Origin of the sequence: Actinoplanes sp. NPDC049599 (genome assembly GCF_044465625.1) — a bacterium.
Lineage (GTDB): Bacteria > Actinomycetota > Actinomycetes > Mycobacteriales > Micromonosporaceae > Actinoplanes.
Map to the genome: position 1 here is coordinate 33,577 of NZ_JBITLX010000029.1, position 14,281 is coordinate 47,857.

14 protein-coding genes are annotated in these 14,281 nt (G+C 72.0%); 10 read left to right on the forward strand and 4 right to left on the reverse strand.

Going from position 1 to position 14,281, the window contains the following annotated elements; all coding sequences use genetic code 11:
* Nucleotides 1-303: 303 nt before the first annotated feature.
* Nucleotides 304-1,167: a hypothetical protein gene (locus tag ACIBQZ_RS35095; RefSeq protein WP_396093154.1), complete on the forward strand. Its 864-nt coding sequence runs from the start codon at nucleotides 304-306 to the stop codon at nucleotides 1,165-1,167.
* Between the two features lie 28 nt (nucleotides 1,168-1,195).
* Here the strand turns inward: ACIBQZ_RS35095 and ACIBQZ_RS35100 are convergent, their stop codons facing one another.
* Nucleotides 1,196-2,122, reverse strand: coding sequence for an NAD(P)/FAD-dependent oxidoreductase (locus ACIBQZ_RS35100; protein WP_396093155.1), 927 nt, complete (start codon nucleotides 2,120-2,122; stop codon nucleotides 1,196-1,198).
* A 47-nt stretch (nucleotides 2,123-2,169) separates the two neighbouring features.
* Between ACIBQZ_RS35100 and ACIBQZ_RS35105 the strand changes: the two genes are divergently transcribed.
* On the forward strand, nucleotides 2,170-2,751 hold the full coding sequence (locus ACIBQZ_RS35105; protein ID WP_396093156.1) for a helix-turn-helix domain-containing protein: 582 nt from the start codon (nucleotides 2,170-2,172) through the stop codon (nucleotides 2,749-2,751).
* 61 nt (nucleotides 2,752-2,812) lie between these two features.
* Here ACIBQZ_RS35105 and ACIBQZ_RS35110 read toward each other — a convergent pair whose 3' ends face one another.
* The 3 genes from ACIBQZ_RS35110 to ACIBQZ_RS35120 all read right to left on the reverse strand — a co-directional run bounded on the left by ACIBQZ_RS35110 (nucleotide 2,813) and on the right by ACIBQZ_RS35120 (nucleotide 6,068).
* Nucleotides 2,813-3,895: an SGNH/GDSL hydrolase family protein gene (locus tag ACIBQZ_RS35110; protein ID WP_396093157.1), complete on the reverse strand. Its 1,083-nt coding sequence runs from the start codon at nucleotides 3,893-3,895 to the stop codon at nucleotides 2,813-2,815.
* Between the two features lie 68 nt (nucleotides 3,896-3,963).
* Nucleotides 3,964-5,016, reverse strand: coding sequence for a GNAT family N-acetyltransferase (locus tag ACIBQZ_RS35115; protein ID WP_396093158.1), 1,053 nt, complete (start codon nucleotides 5,014-5,016; stop codon nucleotides 3,964-3,966).
* A 356-nt stretch (nucleotides 5,017-5,372) separates the two neighbouring features.
* A complete protein-coding gene (locus tag ACIBQZ_RS35120; RefSeq protein ID WP_396093160.1) occupies nucleotides 5,373-6,068 on the reverse strand; it encodes a bifunctional DNA primase/polymerase in 696 nt (231 codons plus the stop codon).
* 245 nt (nucleotides 6,069-6,313) lie between these two features.
* Here ACIBQZ_RS35120 and ACIBQZ_RS35125 point away from each other — a divergent pair, with 245 nt between their 5' ends.
* The 8 genes from ACIBQZ_RS35125 to mctP all read left to right on the forward strand — a co-directional run bounded on the left by ACIBQZ_RS35125 (nucleotide 6,314) and on the right by mctP (nucleotide 14,257).
* Nucleotides 6,314-7,543 (forward strand): helix-turn-helix domain-containing protein, encoded by a 1,230-nt coding sequence (locus tag ACIBQZ_RS35125; RefSeq protein WP_396093161.1) that lies wholly within the window; start codon nucleotides 6,314-6,316, stop codon nucleotides 7,541-7,543.
* A gap of 16 nt (nucleotides 7,544-7,559) precedes the next feature.
* A complete protein-coding gene (locus ACIBQZ_RS35130; protein WP_396093162.1) occupies nucleotides 7,560-8,144 on the forward strand; it encodes a flavoprotein in 585 nt (194 codons plus the stop codon).
* 21 nt (nucleotides 8,145-8,165) lie between these two features.
* The gene (locus ACIBQZ_RS35135) at nucleotides 8,166-8,996 is read left to right on the forward strand and encodes a Nif3-like dinuclear metal center hexameric protein (protein WP_396093163.1); all 831 of its coding nucleotides are present in this window, start codon (nucleotides 8,166-8,168) and stop codon (nucleotides 8,994-8,996) included.
* A gap of 12 nt (nucleotides 8,997-9,008) precedes the next feature.
* Nucleotides 9,009-9,743 (forward strand): zinc ribbon domain-containing protein, encoded by a 735-nt coding sequence (locus tag ACIBQZ_RS35140; protein WP_396093165.1) that lies wholly within the window; start codon nucleotides 9,009-9,011, stop codon nucleotides 9,741-9,743.
* Complete coding sequence (locus ACIBQZ_RS35145) at nucleotides 9,740-10,843, forward strand: bifunctional RNase H/acid phosphatase (protein ID WP_396093166.1); 1,104 nt, start codon at nucleotides 9,740-9,742, stop codon at nucleotides 10,841-10,843. Before ACIBQZ_RS35140 ends, ACIBQZ_RS35145 begins: the two co-directional genes overlap by 4 nt.
* A 90-nt stretch (nucleotides 10,844-10,933) precedes the next feature.
* Nucleotides 10,934-12,220, forward strand: coding sequence for a glycoside hydrolase family 18 protein (locus ACIBQZ_RS35150; protein ID WP_396093167.1), 1,287 nt, complete (start codon nucleotides 10,934-10,936; stop codon nucleotides 12,218-12,220).
* Nucleotides 12,221-12,381: 161 nt separating this feature from the next.
* Entirely contained in the window at nucleotides 12,382-12,618 is a 237-nt protein-coding gene (locus ACIBQZ_RS35155) for a DUF3311 domain-containing protein (protein ID WP_396093235.1), read from the forward strand.
* Nucleotides 12,611-14,257, forward strand: a complete 1,647-nt coding sequence (gene mctP / locus ACIBQZ_RS35160; protein ID WP_396093168.1) for a monocarboxylate uptake permease MctP — start codon at nucleotides 12,611-12,613, stop codon at nucleotides 14,255-14,257. Before ACIBQZ_RS35155 ends, mctP begins: the two co-directional genes overlap by 8 nt.
* Nucleotides 14,258-14,281: the final 24 nt, after the last annotated feature.

The window sequence follows — 14,281 nt, forward strand, 5'->3', positions numbered from 1 at the left end:
CGGCGGCGAGGCACCAGTCGCGCCGCGTCGCCCGTCGCGTCCCGTCCCGGCACGTGCTGCCCGCTGCCCGCAGCCCGCAGCCCGCTGCCCGCAGCCCGCTGCCGCAGCCCGCAGGCCCTTTGATCCAACCTCGGGTCAGCCGGATGGGATGCAACTGCGCTGCACCCGAGGCGGGCTCAAGTAGGGCGGCGTTCACCCGATTCCTTGGGCACTGGCGGACGGCTCCGCTGGTGAGTGGGCCCGGGCGTACCCCCCCTCGGCGTCCGGGCCCGCTCAGCTACCCGCAGATGGAAGAGGCGCGCCGTGGTCGCACCGGGGCCCAAGGGTCTGCACGTCGGCATCGACGCGGAGAAGATCGTCGTGTCGCCGGTTCCGCTCAAGATGCGTACCGGGCGGGCCAGGCGGGTGCGCTGGGGATCGGTTACCGAGGTTGTGCCGGTTCCGCCCAGTGGGCGTAGCCGTCCGGAGCGGGTCCGGGTCGCGTCGCAGCTCGCGCTTGTTCTGGTTGTGCTGTCGGCGGTGCTCAGCGCGCTCGGCATCGCCTGGTGGGCGGCCGCGAGTGGTTCGATCGCGCTGGTCGCGTTTGTTGTGGTCGAGCAGGCGCGGGCCGCTCGTACCGGTCTCCTCGCCGTGCCCAAGAGCGAGGATGCCCACGTGCTGCACGCCGTCGAGGAGCGGGCCGCGTTCGAGCGGGCCACCGTCGTGGCCAAGCGGGTCCGGCGGACCTGGCCCGCGCTGCGGCACATGATCGACCCGGGCGACGCGGACCACGCGCTGACCGCGGCCCTGGCGGAGCTCGCCGCGATCATGGCGCGGCGCCAGCAGGTTCGGCGGCTGCGTGCCGAACTCGCCGACGCCACCCGGCACGACCTGCCCGCGGACAGCCCGGCGGTGCAGGCCCTGGCCGAGCAGCGGTTGCGGGTCGAGGCGCTGTGGCGGTCCACCGCGGCGGCGGCCAACCGCATCCTGGCGAGCATCAACGCGGCCGCGCTGGCGGGCGAGAACCTGATCCGCGAGCAGCGCATCGGCGACACCGCCCGGGAAGCGGAACTGGCCATCTCCCGCCTGACGGCGGCCGGCCCACCCCGGACCGAGGCCGGCCCGGAGCTGGCGGAACGGACGGCAGCGGTGATCACCGCCTACCGCGAGCTGGCTTCCGGCCGTTGACCCGCGCTGTTGCCCAAGGCCCGGATCGTCACCGCGCGGCGGCCACCGCCCGTTCCGTGTCCTCTGTGATCAGCTCGGCGTTGATCTGGGCCGCTACCGCCAGCCCTGCCGCCGCTGCGCTGATCACCTGGGCCATCTGGTCGCTCACGTTGCCGGCCACCCACACCCCCGGAACCGTCGTCCGCCCGTTCGGTTCCGCCGTCACCGCGCTGCCGAAGTCGTTGTCCGTCGCGGTCAGACCCAGCGAGGGCAGCGGTTCCGCGTTCGCCATGAAGCGCGGGGCGACCACCAGGGTGTCGCGGGCCACCACCGTGCCGTCGGTCAGCCGGACCCCGGTCAGTTTGCCGTCCGCGGCCAGCACCTCGGCGACTTTCTCGGTCAGCACCGTGATGCCGCGGGCGGCGAGTTGCCGGGACTGTTCCGGGTCCGGTTCCGGGGCGGTGTGCAGGAACAGCGTGATGTTGTCGCTCCACTGCCGCCACATCAGCGCCTGGTGCACGGACATCGGTGACGAGCCGATGATGCCGATGGCCCGGCCGCGCACCTCGTAGCCGTGGCAGTACGGGCAGTGCACCAGGTCGTGGCCCCAGTGTTCGCGCAGGCCGGGGATGTCCGGCAGCTCGTCGGTCAGGCCGGTGGTGACCAGCAGGCGCCTCGCCGCGTACGGGTGTCCGTCGGCCAGTGTCACGGTCAGCAGGTCGCCGTCCCGGGCCGCGCCGGTCACCCGGCCGTTGACGATCTCGCCGCCGTATCGGCGTACCTCGGTCTGCGCGGCCGTGCGGAAGTCGGCCGGCGCGATGTTGTCGCGGGTCAGGTAGTTGTGGATGCCGGCCGCCGGTGCGTTGCGGGGCTCGCCCGCGTCGATCACCAGTACCGACCGCAGCGCACGGCCCAGGGCCACCGCGCCGCTCAGTCCGGCGGGGCCGCCGCCGATCACGATCACGTCATAGGTCATGGCACGACAGTGGCTCGGTGCGGCGAAAAGTGGCAAGCTTTGTTGCCATGACGGCAAACGAGGACGTGCTCGCCGCGGTCGGGCCACGGTTGCGGGCGCTGCGCCAGGAGCACGGCACCACGCTCGCCGCGCTGTCGGAGACCACCGGCATCTCGGTGAGCACCCTGTCCCGGCTCGAGTCCGGGCAGCGGCGCGCCACCCTGGAGCTGCTGTTGCCGCTGGCCGGGGCCTACCGGGTGCCGCTGGACGAGCTGGTCGGCGCCCCGCCCACCGGCGATCCGCGGATCTACGCCCGGCCGCTGCGGCACCGCAGCGACCAGACCATCCTGCCGCTGAGCCGGCAGGCCAAGGGCCTGCAGGCGTTCAAGCACATCATCGCCGCCGGCAAGCCGGCCGAGCCGGACCCCAAGACCCACGAGGGGTACGAGTGGCTGTACGTCCTGCACGGCCGCCTCCGCCTGGTCCTGGGCGAGCACGACCTGGTGCTGCCGGAGGGCGAGGCGGCCGAGTTCGACACCCGGGTGCCGCACTGGTTCGGCAGCGCGGACGGCGAGTCGGTCGAGTTCCTGACCATCTTCGGCCGCCAGGGCGAGCGCATCCACGTCCGCGCCCGCTCGACCCGCTCCTAGGAGATCCAGCTCAGGCCCCGCGTCCGCGCGGCGAAGATGCGCCGCCCGGGTGGGATCGGGACTACCAGCGCAGCCGGAGCGAATCGAGGTACGCATACAGCCGATCGGCAATTACCTCATGGTCGTGCGCCGACGGGTGCCAGTGGCAGCCCCCATAGTCCAACCCCGCACTCCCGTAATACCAGTAGCCGACCCGGTCCTGGCGCGCCGCAACCACCTCCCGCGCAGCCTCGGCCAGCACCGCACTGCCCCCCACATCCGTGGCGCTGACCACGATCATCGTCCGCGCCCCGTACCGGGCCCGCAGCTTGTTGATGAACCCCTGATAAGCCGTCCGGTACGCCGCGGCCAAGCTCTCCGGTGTCCACGGCTCCCCCGGATTGATCGCGGTGGAGAAGTCGTTGATGCCCAGCCCGATCACCACCACCTGCGGCCGCCACCCGGCCGGCCGCCAGACATCACCCTCGACGCTCAGCAGCGCCCGGTCGTAGTACGTGCGGTAGCTGGTTCCCGGCTCGCCGCCGTTGTAGTTGCGCACCATCCCGCGGCCCGAGAAGGCGTTCAGCTGATAGTCGGCGCGCATGCGCCGGGCCACCAGGGCGCCGAAGCTCAGGTCCGCGTTCGTCGTGCGGTTGACCTCGTCGCCGGTGCAGTCGCGGGTCGGGGAGAGGTTGCCGTAGCCGGCGGTGTAGGAGTCGCCGATGAACTCGATCTGCCGGTGCCGCGGTGCCGGCGCCGGCAGGATCGCGCCCCCGGCCGCCGGGAGGAAGCCGCCGAAGGTGCTGACCGCCCACGGGCTCTCGGACCGCTTGACCAGCCGGACGCGGTGGACGCCGGCGGCGAGGTCGCGCACCCAGTAGGTGGTCCGGCCGGGGGTGATCAGGGTGGCGACCGTACCCCCGTCGATCTGGACGTCGTAGTCGGCGGCGGAGTCGTCGATGACGACGCCGACGCCGGTGCCGCGGAAGCGGCCCTCGAAGTAGACGCCCGGCCAGCTGAACCGCCGCTCGTCCCCGCTGACCTCCACCCGGCCGGCGGTGTGCACCTGGGACAGGGTGGCGGCCGCACCCGCGGTGGCGGGCAGGACGAGGGCGGGCAGCAGGGCGGCGGCCAGCAGGGCGGCGGCCGTGCGAATCGGTCGCACCGGATCTCCTCGGGTTGCCCGGGCTATCTATCCATGACGATCGATGTCAACACTGAACCGGTCAAGTGTCAAGCACGGACGGCCGTGTGGATCGTGGCCGCGCGGAGCATGAAGACGTCCGCGCGGTGCAGCACGCTCTCCGGGTGGTCCGGGTCGGTCAGGACGTCGAGCCGGGCCAGGTCGTCGGCCGGCAGGTGGCCGGTGAGCAGCTCCCGGGTGTGGCGCAGCATGCGGGCCAGGTGCCGGCGGGGCGCCTCGGGCAGCGGCGCGGGCAGGTCCAGCAGGAAGCTGCGGCTCTCGATCCCGGTCAGCCCGGCCTCGGCGAGCAGCTCCGGCCAGGAGCGCGGCGCGATGATGGCGCCCATCGGGTGCGCGTGGTCGCGGGCCAGGGCGATGTCCACCGCGTTGATCCGGGCGGTCAGCCCGCCGTCCGCCTCGGCCGGCAGGCACTGCAGCGGCAGCCCGCCCTCGCGCAGCGCCAGCACCCCGGCGGGCCGCAGCAGATCCGCGAACGCGCGTACCCCGGCTGCCGGATCTGGCAGATGGTGCGCAACGCCGCTGACCCAGATCAGGTCGGCCCGCGGCAGGTCGGCGAGGCCGGCCGGCAGCTTCACCTCGCGGGTGGCGATCCGGTCGTCGAGGCCGAGCCGCTGCGCCCGCTCGCGGGCCAGTGCCAGCAGCGGCGCGGCGCCGTCGGCGGCCAGCACGGTCGCGCCGGGCAGCAGCTGGGCGAACCGGGCCGCGGCGACCCCCGGCCCGCTGCCCACATCCAGGACCAGACCCGCCTGCGGTACGCGCTCCGCCAGCCAGCCCAGCGCCTGGTCCACCATCGGCGCGTTGACCTCCGCGTCGGCGATGAGGTCGGGGCCCATCTCGGCCCAGTCCACGGTGTCGTGTGAGTGCGCCATACGGTCATCCTGACCCGGGGCGTCAAGCCGGCCCGCACCGAGTCGGCGCGCCGGCGGGGACACGTACATCGTGGTGATCTCGCCGGTCCGGGCCTCGGCCCGGCGCAGGCCGGCGCAACCCACCGCGACCCCCTTCCGGTACGCGATCAGCAGCACCGCGAGGTCGTCGGCGGACGCGTCGGCGAGAGCCTCGTCCACGGCGGAGGCGGGCATCGGCCGACCGTGGTAGCGATCCACCATAGGACCGCACGAGGGCTACCGCTTCCGGAGCGTCCACAGCATCACGGGCCGGATGCTCCAGCCGCGGCGCGGGTCAGCGACCGAATCTGGGCCGCTGATGGGCCGGCGGCCGCGATCCACCCGGGCGGGACCCGACCGGCCGGGAGCCGGTGGGGCGCGTGCCTGCATACCGTGACCACGTGTTCACCCGTTCGGGTGACTCGACTACCCCAAGGTAGGCAAATAGGTTGTCGTCTGACATGAGTGCCCCCAGCCATGCCCGGATACCGTCCGTCACGTGGATCACCGATCCGGGCGACGGTGGGTTCCCGGCGTCCGGCAGGCCCCGCTCACGCGGCTCGGCGGGCGGTGGACATCTGCCGGGGCACGCTGACCGTGGCGGTGGGTCGCGGCCGGCGGCCGAGGGCGTCCAGCGCGTCCAGCAGCATCGCCTGCACGGCCGCCGACTCGGGCAGCCGCCAGCCGGTCTGCTCCGGGGAGACCGCCCAGCGCACCGGCCCCTCGGGCGTACGGCTGGGCGCCGCCGGGATCCACGAGCCGCGGCCGTGCCGCAGGATGTCCAGGCAGGAGCCGAGCTCCGGGCCCAGGTCGACACCCGGGCTGACCAGGAACATCCAGCGTCCCGCCGGCGTCACCGCGACCGGGCCGTGCGCGGCGCCGCTGGCCGCGCCGAGCACGCCGGTGTGCAGGCGCACCGCGCCGAGCGCCCGCAGGCCGACGGCCGCGGGCACCTCCAGCACGTCGAAGGTCCAGCCGGTGGCCAGCAGCACCGTGTACGGCCGCCGGCGCCACCAGCGCGCCACCCGCGCCGGATCGGTGCTGGAATCGTCCTCCCAGGACTCGATGGCGGGATGGCACCCCATGATCGGGCAGCCCGCCCGGCCACAGGCGAACCGGTGACCGGCCAGATAGGCGCCCGGTGTCACGGCCCACCCGTGGGTGGCGTACCGCAGCGCGGCTCGCCGCAGGCGCAGTCGATCCACGTACTCCCATGGGCCGATCGGCCCTCGGTTGTTCCACCGCATGGTCGGAATACCCCCGATCCGGCACTCGTGGCCGCTATAGCAGGCGCGACTGCCGTTACCAAGCTCGACACGCATCGTTTGTTCGGGCAGATCGCGTTTTGCAACTTGCATGAGAAACTATCGAGCATCGGTGGGCAGGCGATCACACAACCTGTGCGACCCGCACAGAGGAGTGAGGTCCACACTGCAGCTGACACACCGGAATGCTCACCGGCGGGGGTCGCCGGATGAGTGGGGGAGGCACCGTGGACGAGCTGCCGATCGGCCGCCGAGTCGCCTACTGGCGCGGCCGTCGCAAGATGTCCCAGCAGGTCTTCGCAGACCGGTTGGGCAAATCCAAGAGCTGGGTCGACAAGGTGGAACGAGGCGTCCGCCGGCTCGACAAGTTCTCTGTCGTCTATGAGATCGCCGACGTTCTGCAGATCGACGTCCAGCTGCTGCTGGGCAAGGACGTCGAGCGCAGGCCGGAGACGCAGAACTGCATCGACCAGGTCGAGGTCGAGGAGATCCGCGCGGCGCTGGAACGGTACGACCAGATGAGCGCCTTCTTCCATCCGGTGCCGGTGGCCCCGCCGCTGGTGGAGATGCGCAAGGCGGTGAGCCACGCCTGGCTGACCTACCAGCACGCCAAGTACGGCGTGCTGGCCCGCAAGCTGCCGCAGCTGCTGCGCGACGCCCAGGCGGCGGACAGCGCGCACGCCAGCGGCGAGGAGGCGCGCGACGCGGCGCACCTGCTCGGGCAGGTGTACCAGATCGCCTCGTCGGCGCTGCGCAAGGTCGGCGAGCACGAGCTCTCCTGGCTGGCCGCGGACCGCTCGATCGCGGTCTCGCAGCGCGCCGGCGACCAGCTGCTCGCCGGGATGGCGAGCCACCGGGTCGGCATGGCGCTGCTCTCGCTCGGCCGGGTCCGCTCGGCGCTCGAGGTCAACGTCAACATCGCCAACCGGCTCGCCCCGATGACGCCCGACGCGGCCACGCCGGAGCGGCTGTCGGTCTACGGCCTGCTGCTGCTCACCGGCGCCATGGCCGCGGCCCGGATCGGCGACAGCGCCACCGTCCGTGACCTGGTGTGCGGTGCCGAGCAGGCGGCCGGCGCGCTGGGCGGCGACTACAACTACTACTGGACGTCGTTCGGCCCGACCAATGTCGAACTGCACCGGGCCGCGGCGGCGGTGGAGCTGGGCGACGGCGGCAAGGCGATCGAGACGCACAACCGGATCGATCCGGAGCATTTCGCGGCGATGCTGCCGGAGCGGCGGGCCCACCACTTCCTGGACATCGCCCGGGGCTACACGCAGGTCGGCGACGTCGAGAAGGCCAGCGAGATGCTGCTGGAGGGCGACCGGCTGGCGCCCTCGGAGATCCGCTGCCGGCCGCTCGCCCACGAGGTCATCTCCGACGTGCTGCGACGCACGCGGGGCACACCGCCGGCGCCCATAGCGGAGCTGGCAGAGCAGATGGGAGTCGGCGTATGAGGTGGGTTCTCGGGTGATGAGCATCAAGTCCTCGCCCGGCGTCCTGTACGTCCTCGTGTGCGGCTCACCCATCGCCCGCGACGTCGGCGTGCTCGTCGACCTGGCGCAGCGGGACGGCTGGGAGGTCTGCGTGATCACCACGCCGGACGGGCGCAAGTTCGTCGATGCCGCCGCGCTGCAGGCCCAGACCGGGCATGCCGTACGCAGCTACTACAAGAACCCCGGCGATGACGACGTGCTGCCCCAGGCGGACGCGATGATCGTGGCACCGGCGACGGTCAACACGATCAACAAGTGGTCCGCCGGCATCACCGACACCCTGGTGCTCGGCCTGCTGGTCGAGGCGTACGGCTTCGGCATCCCGACCGTGGTGGTGCCGTACACGAACAAGGTCATGGCGCTGCACCCGACGCTGCACGAGAGCATGGACAGACTGCGCAACTGGGGCGTTCAGGTGCTTTACGGCGACGACGTCGTCCGGCTCGGCGGTCCCGGGCAGAACGATCGTTTCCGGAGCCAGTTCCCGTGGCGGCGGGCGCTGCAGGCGCTGCACACCCGTTTCCAGACCGACAACCGAGTCGAGCCCGGAGCCCGCTCGTAGAGCTGGGTAGAGTTGGCGGCCGTGACCGACACCGCCGCTGCCCCACCCACCGTCCGCGCTCTGGTGGACGCCCTCGACGCCCGGTTTCCGCGCGCGTGGGCGGAGCAGTGGGACCGGGTCGGCCTCGTGCTGGGTGAGTTCGACACCCCGGTCCGCACGGTGCTGTGCGTGGTCGACTGCGTGCCCGAGACCGTCGAGGAGGCGGTCGCCGCGGGCGCGAGCCTGATCGTGGCGCACCATCCGCTGCTGCTCAAGGGCGTCTCGTCGGTCGCGCCGGACACGTACAAGGGCCGGATCGTGCACCGCTTGATCAAGGCCGACATCGCGCTCTACGTCGCGCACACCAACGCCGACGTCGCCGACCCCGGCGTCTCGGACGCCCTCGCCGCCCGGCTCGACCTGGTGAACCTGCGCCCGCTGGTGCCCGCGGAGCCCGGCAGGGGCCGGGGCATCGGCCGGGTCGGTGAGCTCGCCGCCGCGATGCCGCTGGCCGAGCTGACCACCTTCGTCGCCCGGCGCCTACCGGCCACCGCGGGCGGGGTCCGGGCGGCCGGCGACCCCGAGCGCCTGATCCGTACGCTCGCCGTCTGCGGGGGCGCGGGCGACTCGTTCCTGGCCGCGGCCGGCGGGGCGGGCGCCGACGCGTACCTCTGTGCCGACCTGCGCCATCACCCCGCCAGCGAACATCTCGCCGCCGGCGGCCCGGCGCTGCTCGACGCGGCCCACTGGGCGACCGAGCGACCCTGGCTCGACGCGGTGGCAGGCTGGCTGCACGCCCAGTTCCCGGTCACGGCTCTCGTGTCCGATCTCGACACCGACCCCTGGACCGTGCATGCGGTCAGTGGAAAATAAGGAGTTCCTGACGTGAAGGCCGCCCCGGAAGCCCAGCGCCGTCTGCTCGATCTGCAGGCCATCGACATCGCCCTGGCGCAGCTCGCCCACCGCCGCAAGTCCCTGCCGGAGCTGGCGGAGATCAGCACGATCTCCCGCGAGCTGTCCGCGCTGGAGGACCAGCGGGTCCGCGCCCAGGTGGCCGTCGACGACCTCGACCGCGACATCGCCCGCTTCGAGAAGGACATCGAGCAGGTCCGCACCCGCAAGAGCCGGGACGAGGCGCGGCTCGACGCCGGCGGCGCGCTGCGCGAGATCGAGGGCCTGCAGCACGAGCTGGCCACGCTCAACCGCCGCCAGTCGGAGCTGGAGGACGCCGAGCTCGAGCTGATGGAGCAGCGGGAGGGCGCCGAGCAGGCGCTCAACGACGTCAAGAAGAAGCTGGCCGAGGCGGCCGAGCGGCGGGCCGCGGCCGAGGCCCGGCGGGACGCCGCGAACGCCGAGATCACCAAGGAGCAGGAGTTCAAGACGCAGGCGCGCGGCCCGCTCGCCGCCGACCTGCCGGCCGACCTGATCACCCTGTACGACAAGATCCGCGCGGACTCCGGGCTGGGCGCCGCGCTGGTGCGCTCGGGCCGCTGCGGCGGCTGCCGCATCGAGCTGTACGGCGCCGACCTGAACCGGGTGAAGGCGGCGCCCGCGGACGAGGTGGTCCGCTGCGAGGAGTGCCGCCGGATCATGGTCCGCACCGCGGAGTCCGGCCTGTGACCACGGAGCTCCGGGTGGTGGTCGAGGCGGACGGCGGGTCGCGGGGCAACCCCGGCCCGGCCGGGTACGGCGCCGTGGTGCTCCAGGAGGGCACCGGCGAGGTGCTGCTGGAGCGCTACGCCTCGCTGGGCACCACGACCAACAACGTCGCCGAGTATTCGGGCCTGATCGCCGGCCTGCGCGCCGCCGCCGAGCTGGGCGCCACCCGGGTCGACGTGCGGATGGACTCCAAGCTGGTGGTCGAGCAGATGTCCGGCCGCTGGCAGATCAAGAACCCGGGCCTGCGCCCGCTGGCCGCCGAGGCGGCGAAGCTGGTGGACGGCTTCGCGGCGGTGACCTTCGACTGGATCCCCCGGGAGCGCAACAAGCTGGCCGACGCGCTGGCCAACCGGGCGATGGACGAGGCCGCCGGCAAGCCGGTGGCGTTTGATTCCCCCACCGAGCCCAAGGCGCCCCGGAACTGGGCGCCGCCGTCGCTGGACACCGCCACCCGGCTCATCCTGGTCCGGCACGGCGAGACCGCGATGACCGTGCAGGGCCGCTACTCCGGCCGCGGCGACGTCCCGCTCTCCGAGCAGGGTGAGGCCCAGGCGATGGCCGCGGCCGGGCGGGTGGCGGGCATCTCCCGCGACGTCACGGCGGTCGTCACCTCACCCCTGCGCCGGTGTACGCGCACCGCCGAGCTGATCGCCGCGGACCTCGGCAACGTCACGGTCACCGTCCTGCCGGAGCTGATCGAGTGCGACTTCGGCGACTGGGAGGGCCTGACCTTCGCCGAGGTCCGGACCCGCTGGCCCGCCGAGCTGGACCGCTGGCTCGACTCGACCAGCGTCGCGCCGCCGGGTGGGGAGTCGTTCCAGACGGTGGCCAAGCGGGTCCGCGGTGCCCTGGCCACGCTGCAGTCGGCGTACCCGTCGGGCACCGTCGTGGTGGTCTCGCACGTCTCGCCGATCAAGCTGATCCTGCGTGACGCGCTGGCCGCGGGCGACGCCTTCCTGCACCGGCTCTATCTGGACGCGGCCGGGGTCTCCACCATGGACATGTGGCCCGACGGCGGCATCGCGGTCCGGTCGGTGAACGAGACAGCACACCTGCGCTGAGGTATTGACCCGCCGGGTGCGGACGTTTAGCTTCCTCGATCAGGAAACATTGTTTTCTATTGATCAGCTCCGTCCGCCCCTGGAGGGCTCATGCGCGGAATATCCCGCCGTCTGCTGGCCGTCGGCGCCGCCGTGCTCGTCGGCGTCACGGCCGCACCCGCTGCCGCTCAGGCACATCAGAAGAAGTCGTACGTCAAGGTCGGATACTTCACCCAGTGGGGCATCTACGGCCGGGACTTCCAGCTCGCCAAGGTCCAGCAGTCCGGCGCCGCCGCCCGGCTGACCCACCTCAACTACGCCTTCGGCCCGGTCACCGCGGCCGGCGTCTGCGACTCGGCCGACCCCTGGGCCGACTGGCAGACCCCGTTCTCCGACGCGCTCAGCGTGGACGGCGTCGCCGACGTGGCCGGTCAGCCGTACGCCGGCAACCTCAACCAGCTCGCCGAGCTCAAGCGGAAGAACCCGCAGCTGCGGGTGCTGATCTCGCTGGGCGGCTGGACCGGGTCGGCGACCTTCTCCGACGCCGCGCTCACCGACGCCTCCCGCAAGAAGCTGGTCAGCTCCTGCGTGGACCTGTGGATCAAGGGCAACCTGCCCGGCCTGGCCGCGGGCGTCGCGGCCGGTGTCTTCGACGGCATCGACCTCGACTGGGAGTGGCCCGGCTCCGCCGGCAACGCCGGCAACGTCATCCGGCCCGAGGACAAGCAGAACTTCACCCTGCTGACCGCCGAGTTCCGCAAGCAGCTCGACGCGCTGGGCCGCAAGAACCGCAAGCACTACGACCTCACCGCGTTCCTGCCGGCCGCCCCGGCCAAGATCGACGCCGGTTTCGAGGCGAAGAAGATCTTCAAGTACCTCGACTTCGGCACCGTGCAGGGTTACGACTTCCACGGCTCCTGGGAGGCTCGGACCAACCAGCAGTCGGCGCTGCGGGTGCCGGCCGGCGCGCCGGACAACCCGGACTTCTCCATCGACGGCACCATCAACGCCTGGCGGGACCGCGGGGCGCCGAGGGGCAAGCTGGTGCTCGGCATCCCGTACTACGGCCAGGGCTGGACCGGCACCACCGGCCTCTTCGCCCCGGCGACCGGCGGCGCGCCCGGCAAGTTCGCGGTCGGCACCGAGGACTACAAGACCCTGAAGAACCTGCCGGCCCAGGGCTTCGCGGTGCACCGGGACTGGCGCGCCGGCCACTCGTGGCTCTTCGACGGCACCACCTTCTGGACGTACGACGACCCCGCGCAGATCCTGCAGAAGACGGCGTACATCCGGGCCGAGGGGCTCGGCGGGGCGATGATGTGGTCGCTCGACGGCGACGACGAGCAGGCCTCGCTCACCCGTACCATCTCGGCGGGTCTCTGGACCCCCTGGCGATAGCAGGTCCCGGGCCGGGGTGGGGTGCCGTTCGGCGCATCACCCCGGCCGTTCGGCGCAGCGTGATCACGGCCTGTCGCGCTGTCGCCGAAACCTCTCGGTAACCTGCGGCGATGGCCGTGACCACGGTCACCGCCTCGTTGAGCTCCGATGAGGAGGCCTGCATGTCCGCACCGCGCAGCGACCGCAGCCCGTGGAACTGGCTGCTGGTCGTCCCGATCGTGCTCCCGCTGATCACCCCGCTGTACAACTTCGACTCGCCGCGGCTGCTCGGCTTCCCGGCCTTCTACTGGGTGCAGCTCGCGTTCATCCTCGTCGGCGTCGTCACCACCTCGATCGTCTACCAGATGACCCGCAAGCCGCCGGTGCCCTCCGCGTCGCAGGAGGCCACCGATGAGTGAGCACATCACCGAGATTGTCGTCTTCACGTTCCTGTTCCTGCTGGTCAGCGTCATGGGCTTCGTGGCGGCCAAGTGGCGCCGGCCCACCGACATGGCGCACCTGGACGAGTGGGGACTCGGCGGGCGCAGCTTCGGCGCCTGGATCACCTGGTTCCTGGTCGGCGGCGACCTCTACACCGCGTACACGTTCGTCGCGGTGCCCGCGCTGATCTTCGGCGCCGGCGCGGCCGGGTTCTTCGCCGTGCCGTACACAGTGGTCATCTACCCGCTGTTCTTCCTGATCCTGATCCGGCTCTGGTCGGTGTCGCACCGGCACGGCTTCGTGACGCCCGCCGACTTCGTCCGGACCCGGTTCGACTCGCCGCTGCTGGCGCTGCTGGTCGCGATCACCGGGATCGTGGCGACCATGCCGTACATCGCGCTGCAGCTGGTCGGCATCGAGGCGGTGCTCAAGACGATGGGCGTGACCGGCGAGAGCGCGCTCGCCCGGCACGCGCCGATCATCGTGGCGTTCGCGATCCTGGCCGCGTACACGTACCAGTCCGGGCTGCGGGCACCGGCGCTGATCGCGTTCGTCAAGGACACGCTGATCTACATCGTGATCATCGTGGCGGTGCTGTACCTGCCGTACAAGCTGGGCGGGTGGGGTTCGATCTTCGACGACGCCGCCGCCAAGTTCGCGGCCTCGCCGTCACCCGGCGACGGGATCACGCTCAACGCCAACAACCAGCTGCAGTACGTCACGCTGGCGCTGGGCTCGGCGCTCGCGCTCTTCCTGTACCCGCACAGCATCACCGGCGTGCTGGCCAGCCGGAACCGCAACGTGATCAAGCGGAACATGTCGGCGCTGCCGGCGTACAGTCTGCTGCTCGGCCTGATCGCCCTGCTCGGCTACATGGCGATCTCGGCCGGGGTGAAGCCCCTGCCGGGCGCCCGCGAGGGCAGCCTGGACAACAACACGGTCGTGCCGCTGCTGTTCGACCAGCAGTTCCCGTCCTGGTTCGCGGGCATCGCGTTCGCCGCGATCGGCATCGGCGCGCTGGTCCCGGCGGCGATCATGTCGATCGCGGCGGCGAACCTGTTCACCCGCAACATCTACAAGGAGTACCTGCGCAAGGACGCCACCCACGCGCAGGAGGCCGGCGTCGCCAAGATCGCCTCGCTGGTGGTGAAGGTCGGCGCGGTCGCGTTCATCATCTTCCTGGACCCGCAGTTCTCCATCGACCTGCAGCTCATCGGCGGCGTCATCATCCTGCAGACCGCACCCGCGGTGGCGCTCGGCCTCTACACCCGCTGGCTGCACCGAGGCGGGCTGATCGCCGGCTGGGCGGCCGGCATGGGCCTGGGCATGTGGATGCTCTACAGCATCCCGAACGTCGCGACCAAGCGGGCGCACTTCGGCGGCTCGGCGTTCCCGCTGGAGAAGTTCGGCTTCGACACCCCGAGGACGATCTACGTCGGCTTCGTGGCGGTCGCGGTCAACCTGCTGGTCGCGGTGCTCGTGACGCTGATCCTGCGGGCGACGAAGACGCCCGACGGCACGGACGGCACCGAGCGGGACGACTACTTCGCCGACGAGGGCGACCCGCGGCTGGAGAAGGCCCGTCACACCCCGGAGACCCTCGCCTCCTCAACCTGACCCGCCCCCATGGTGTCGCGACCC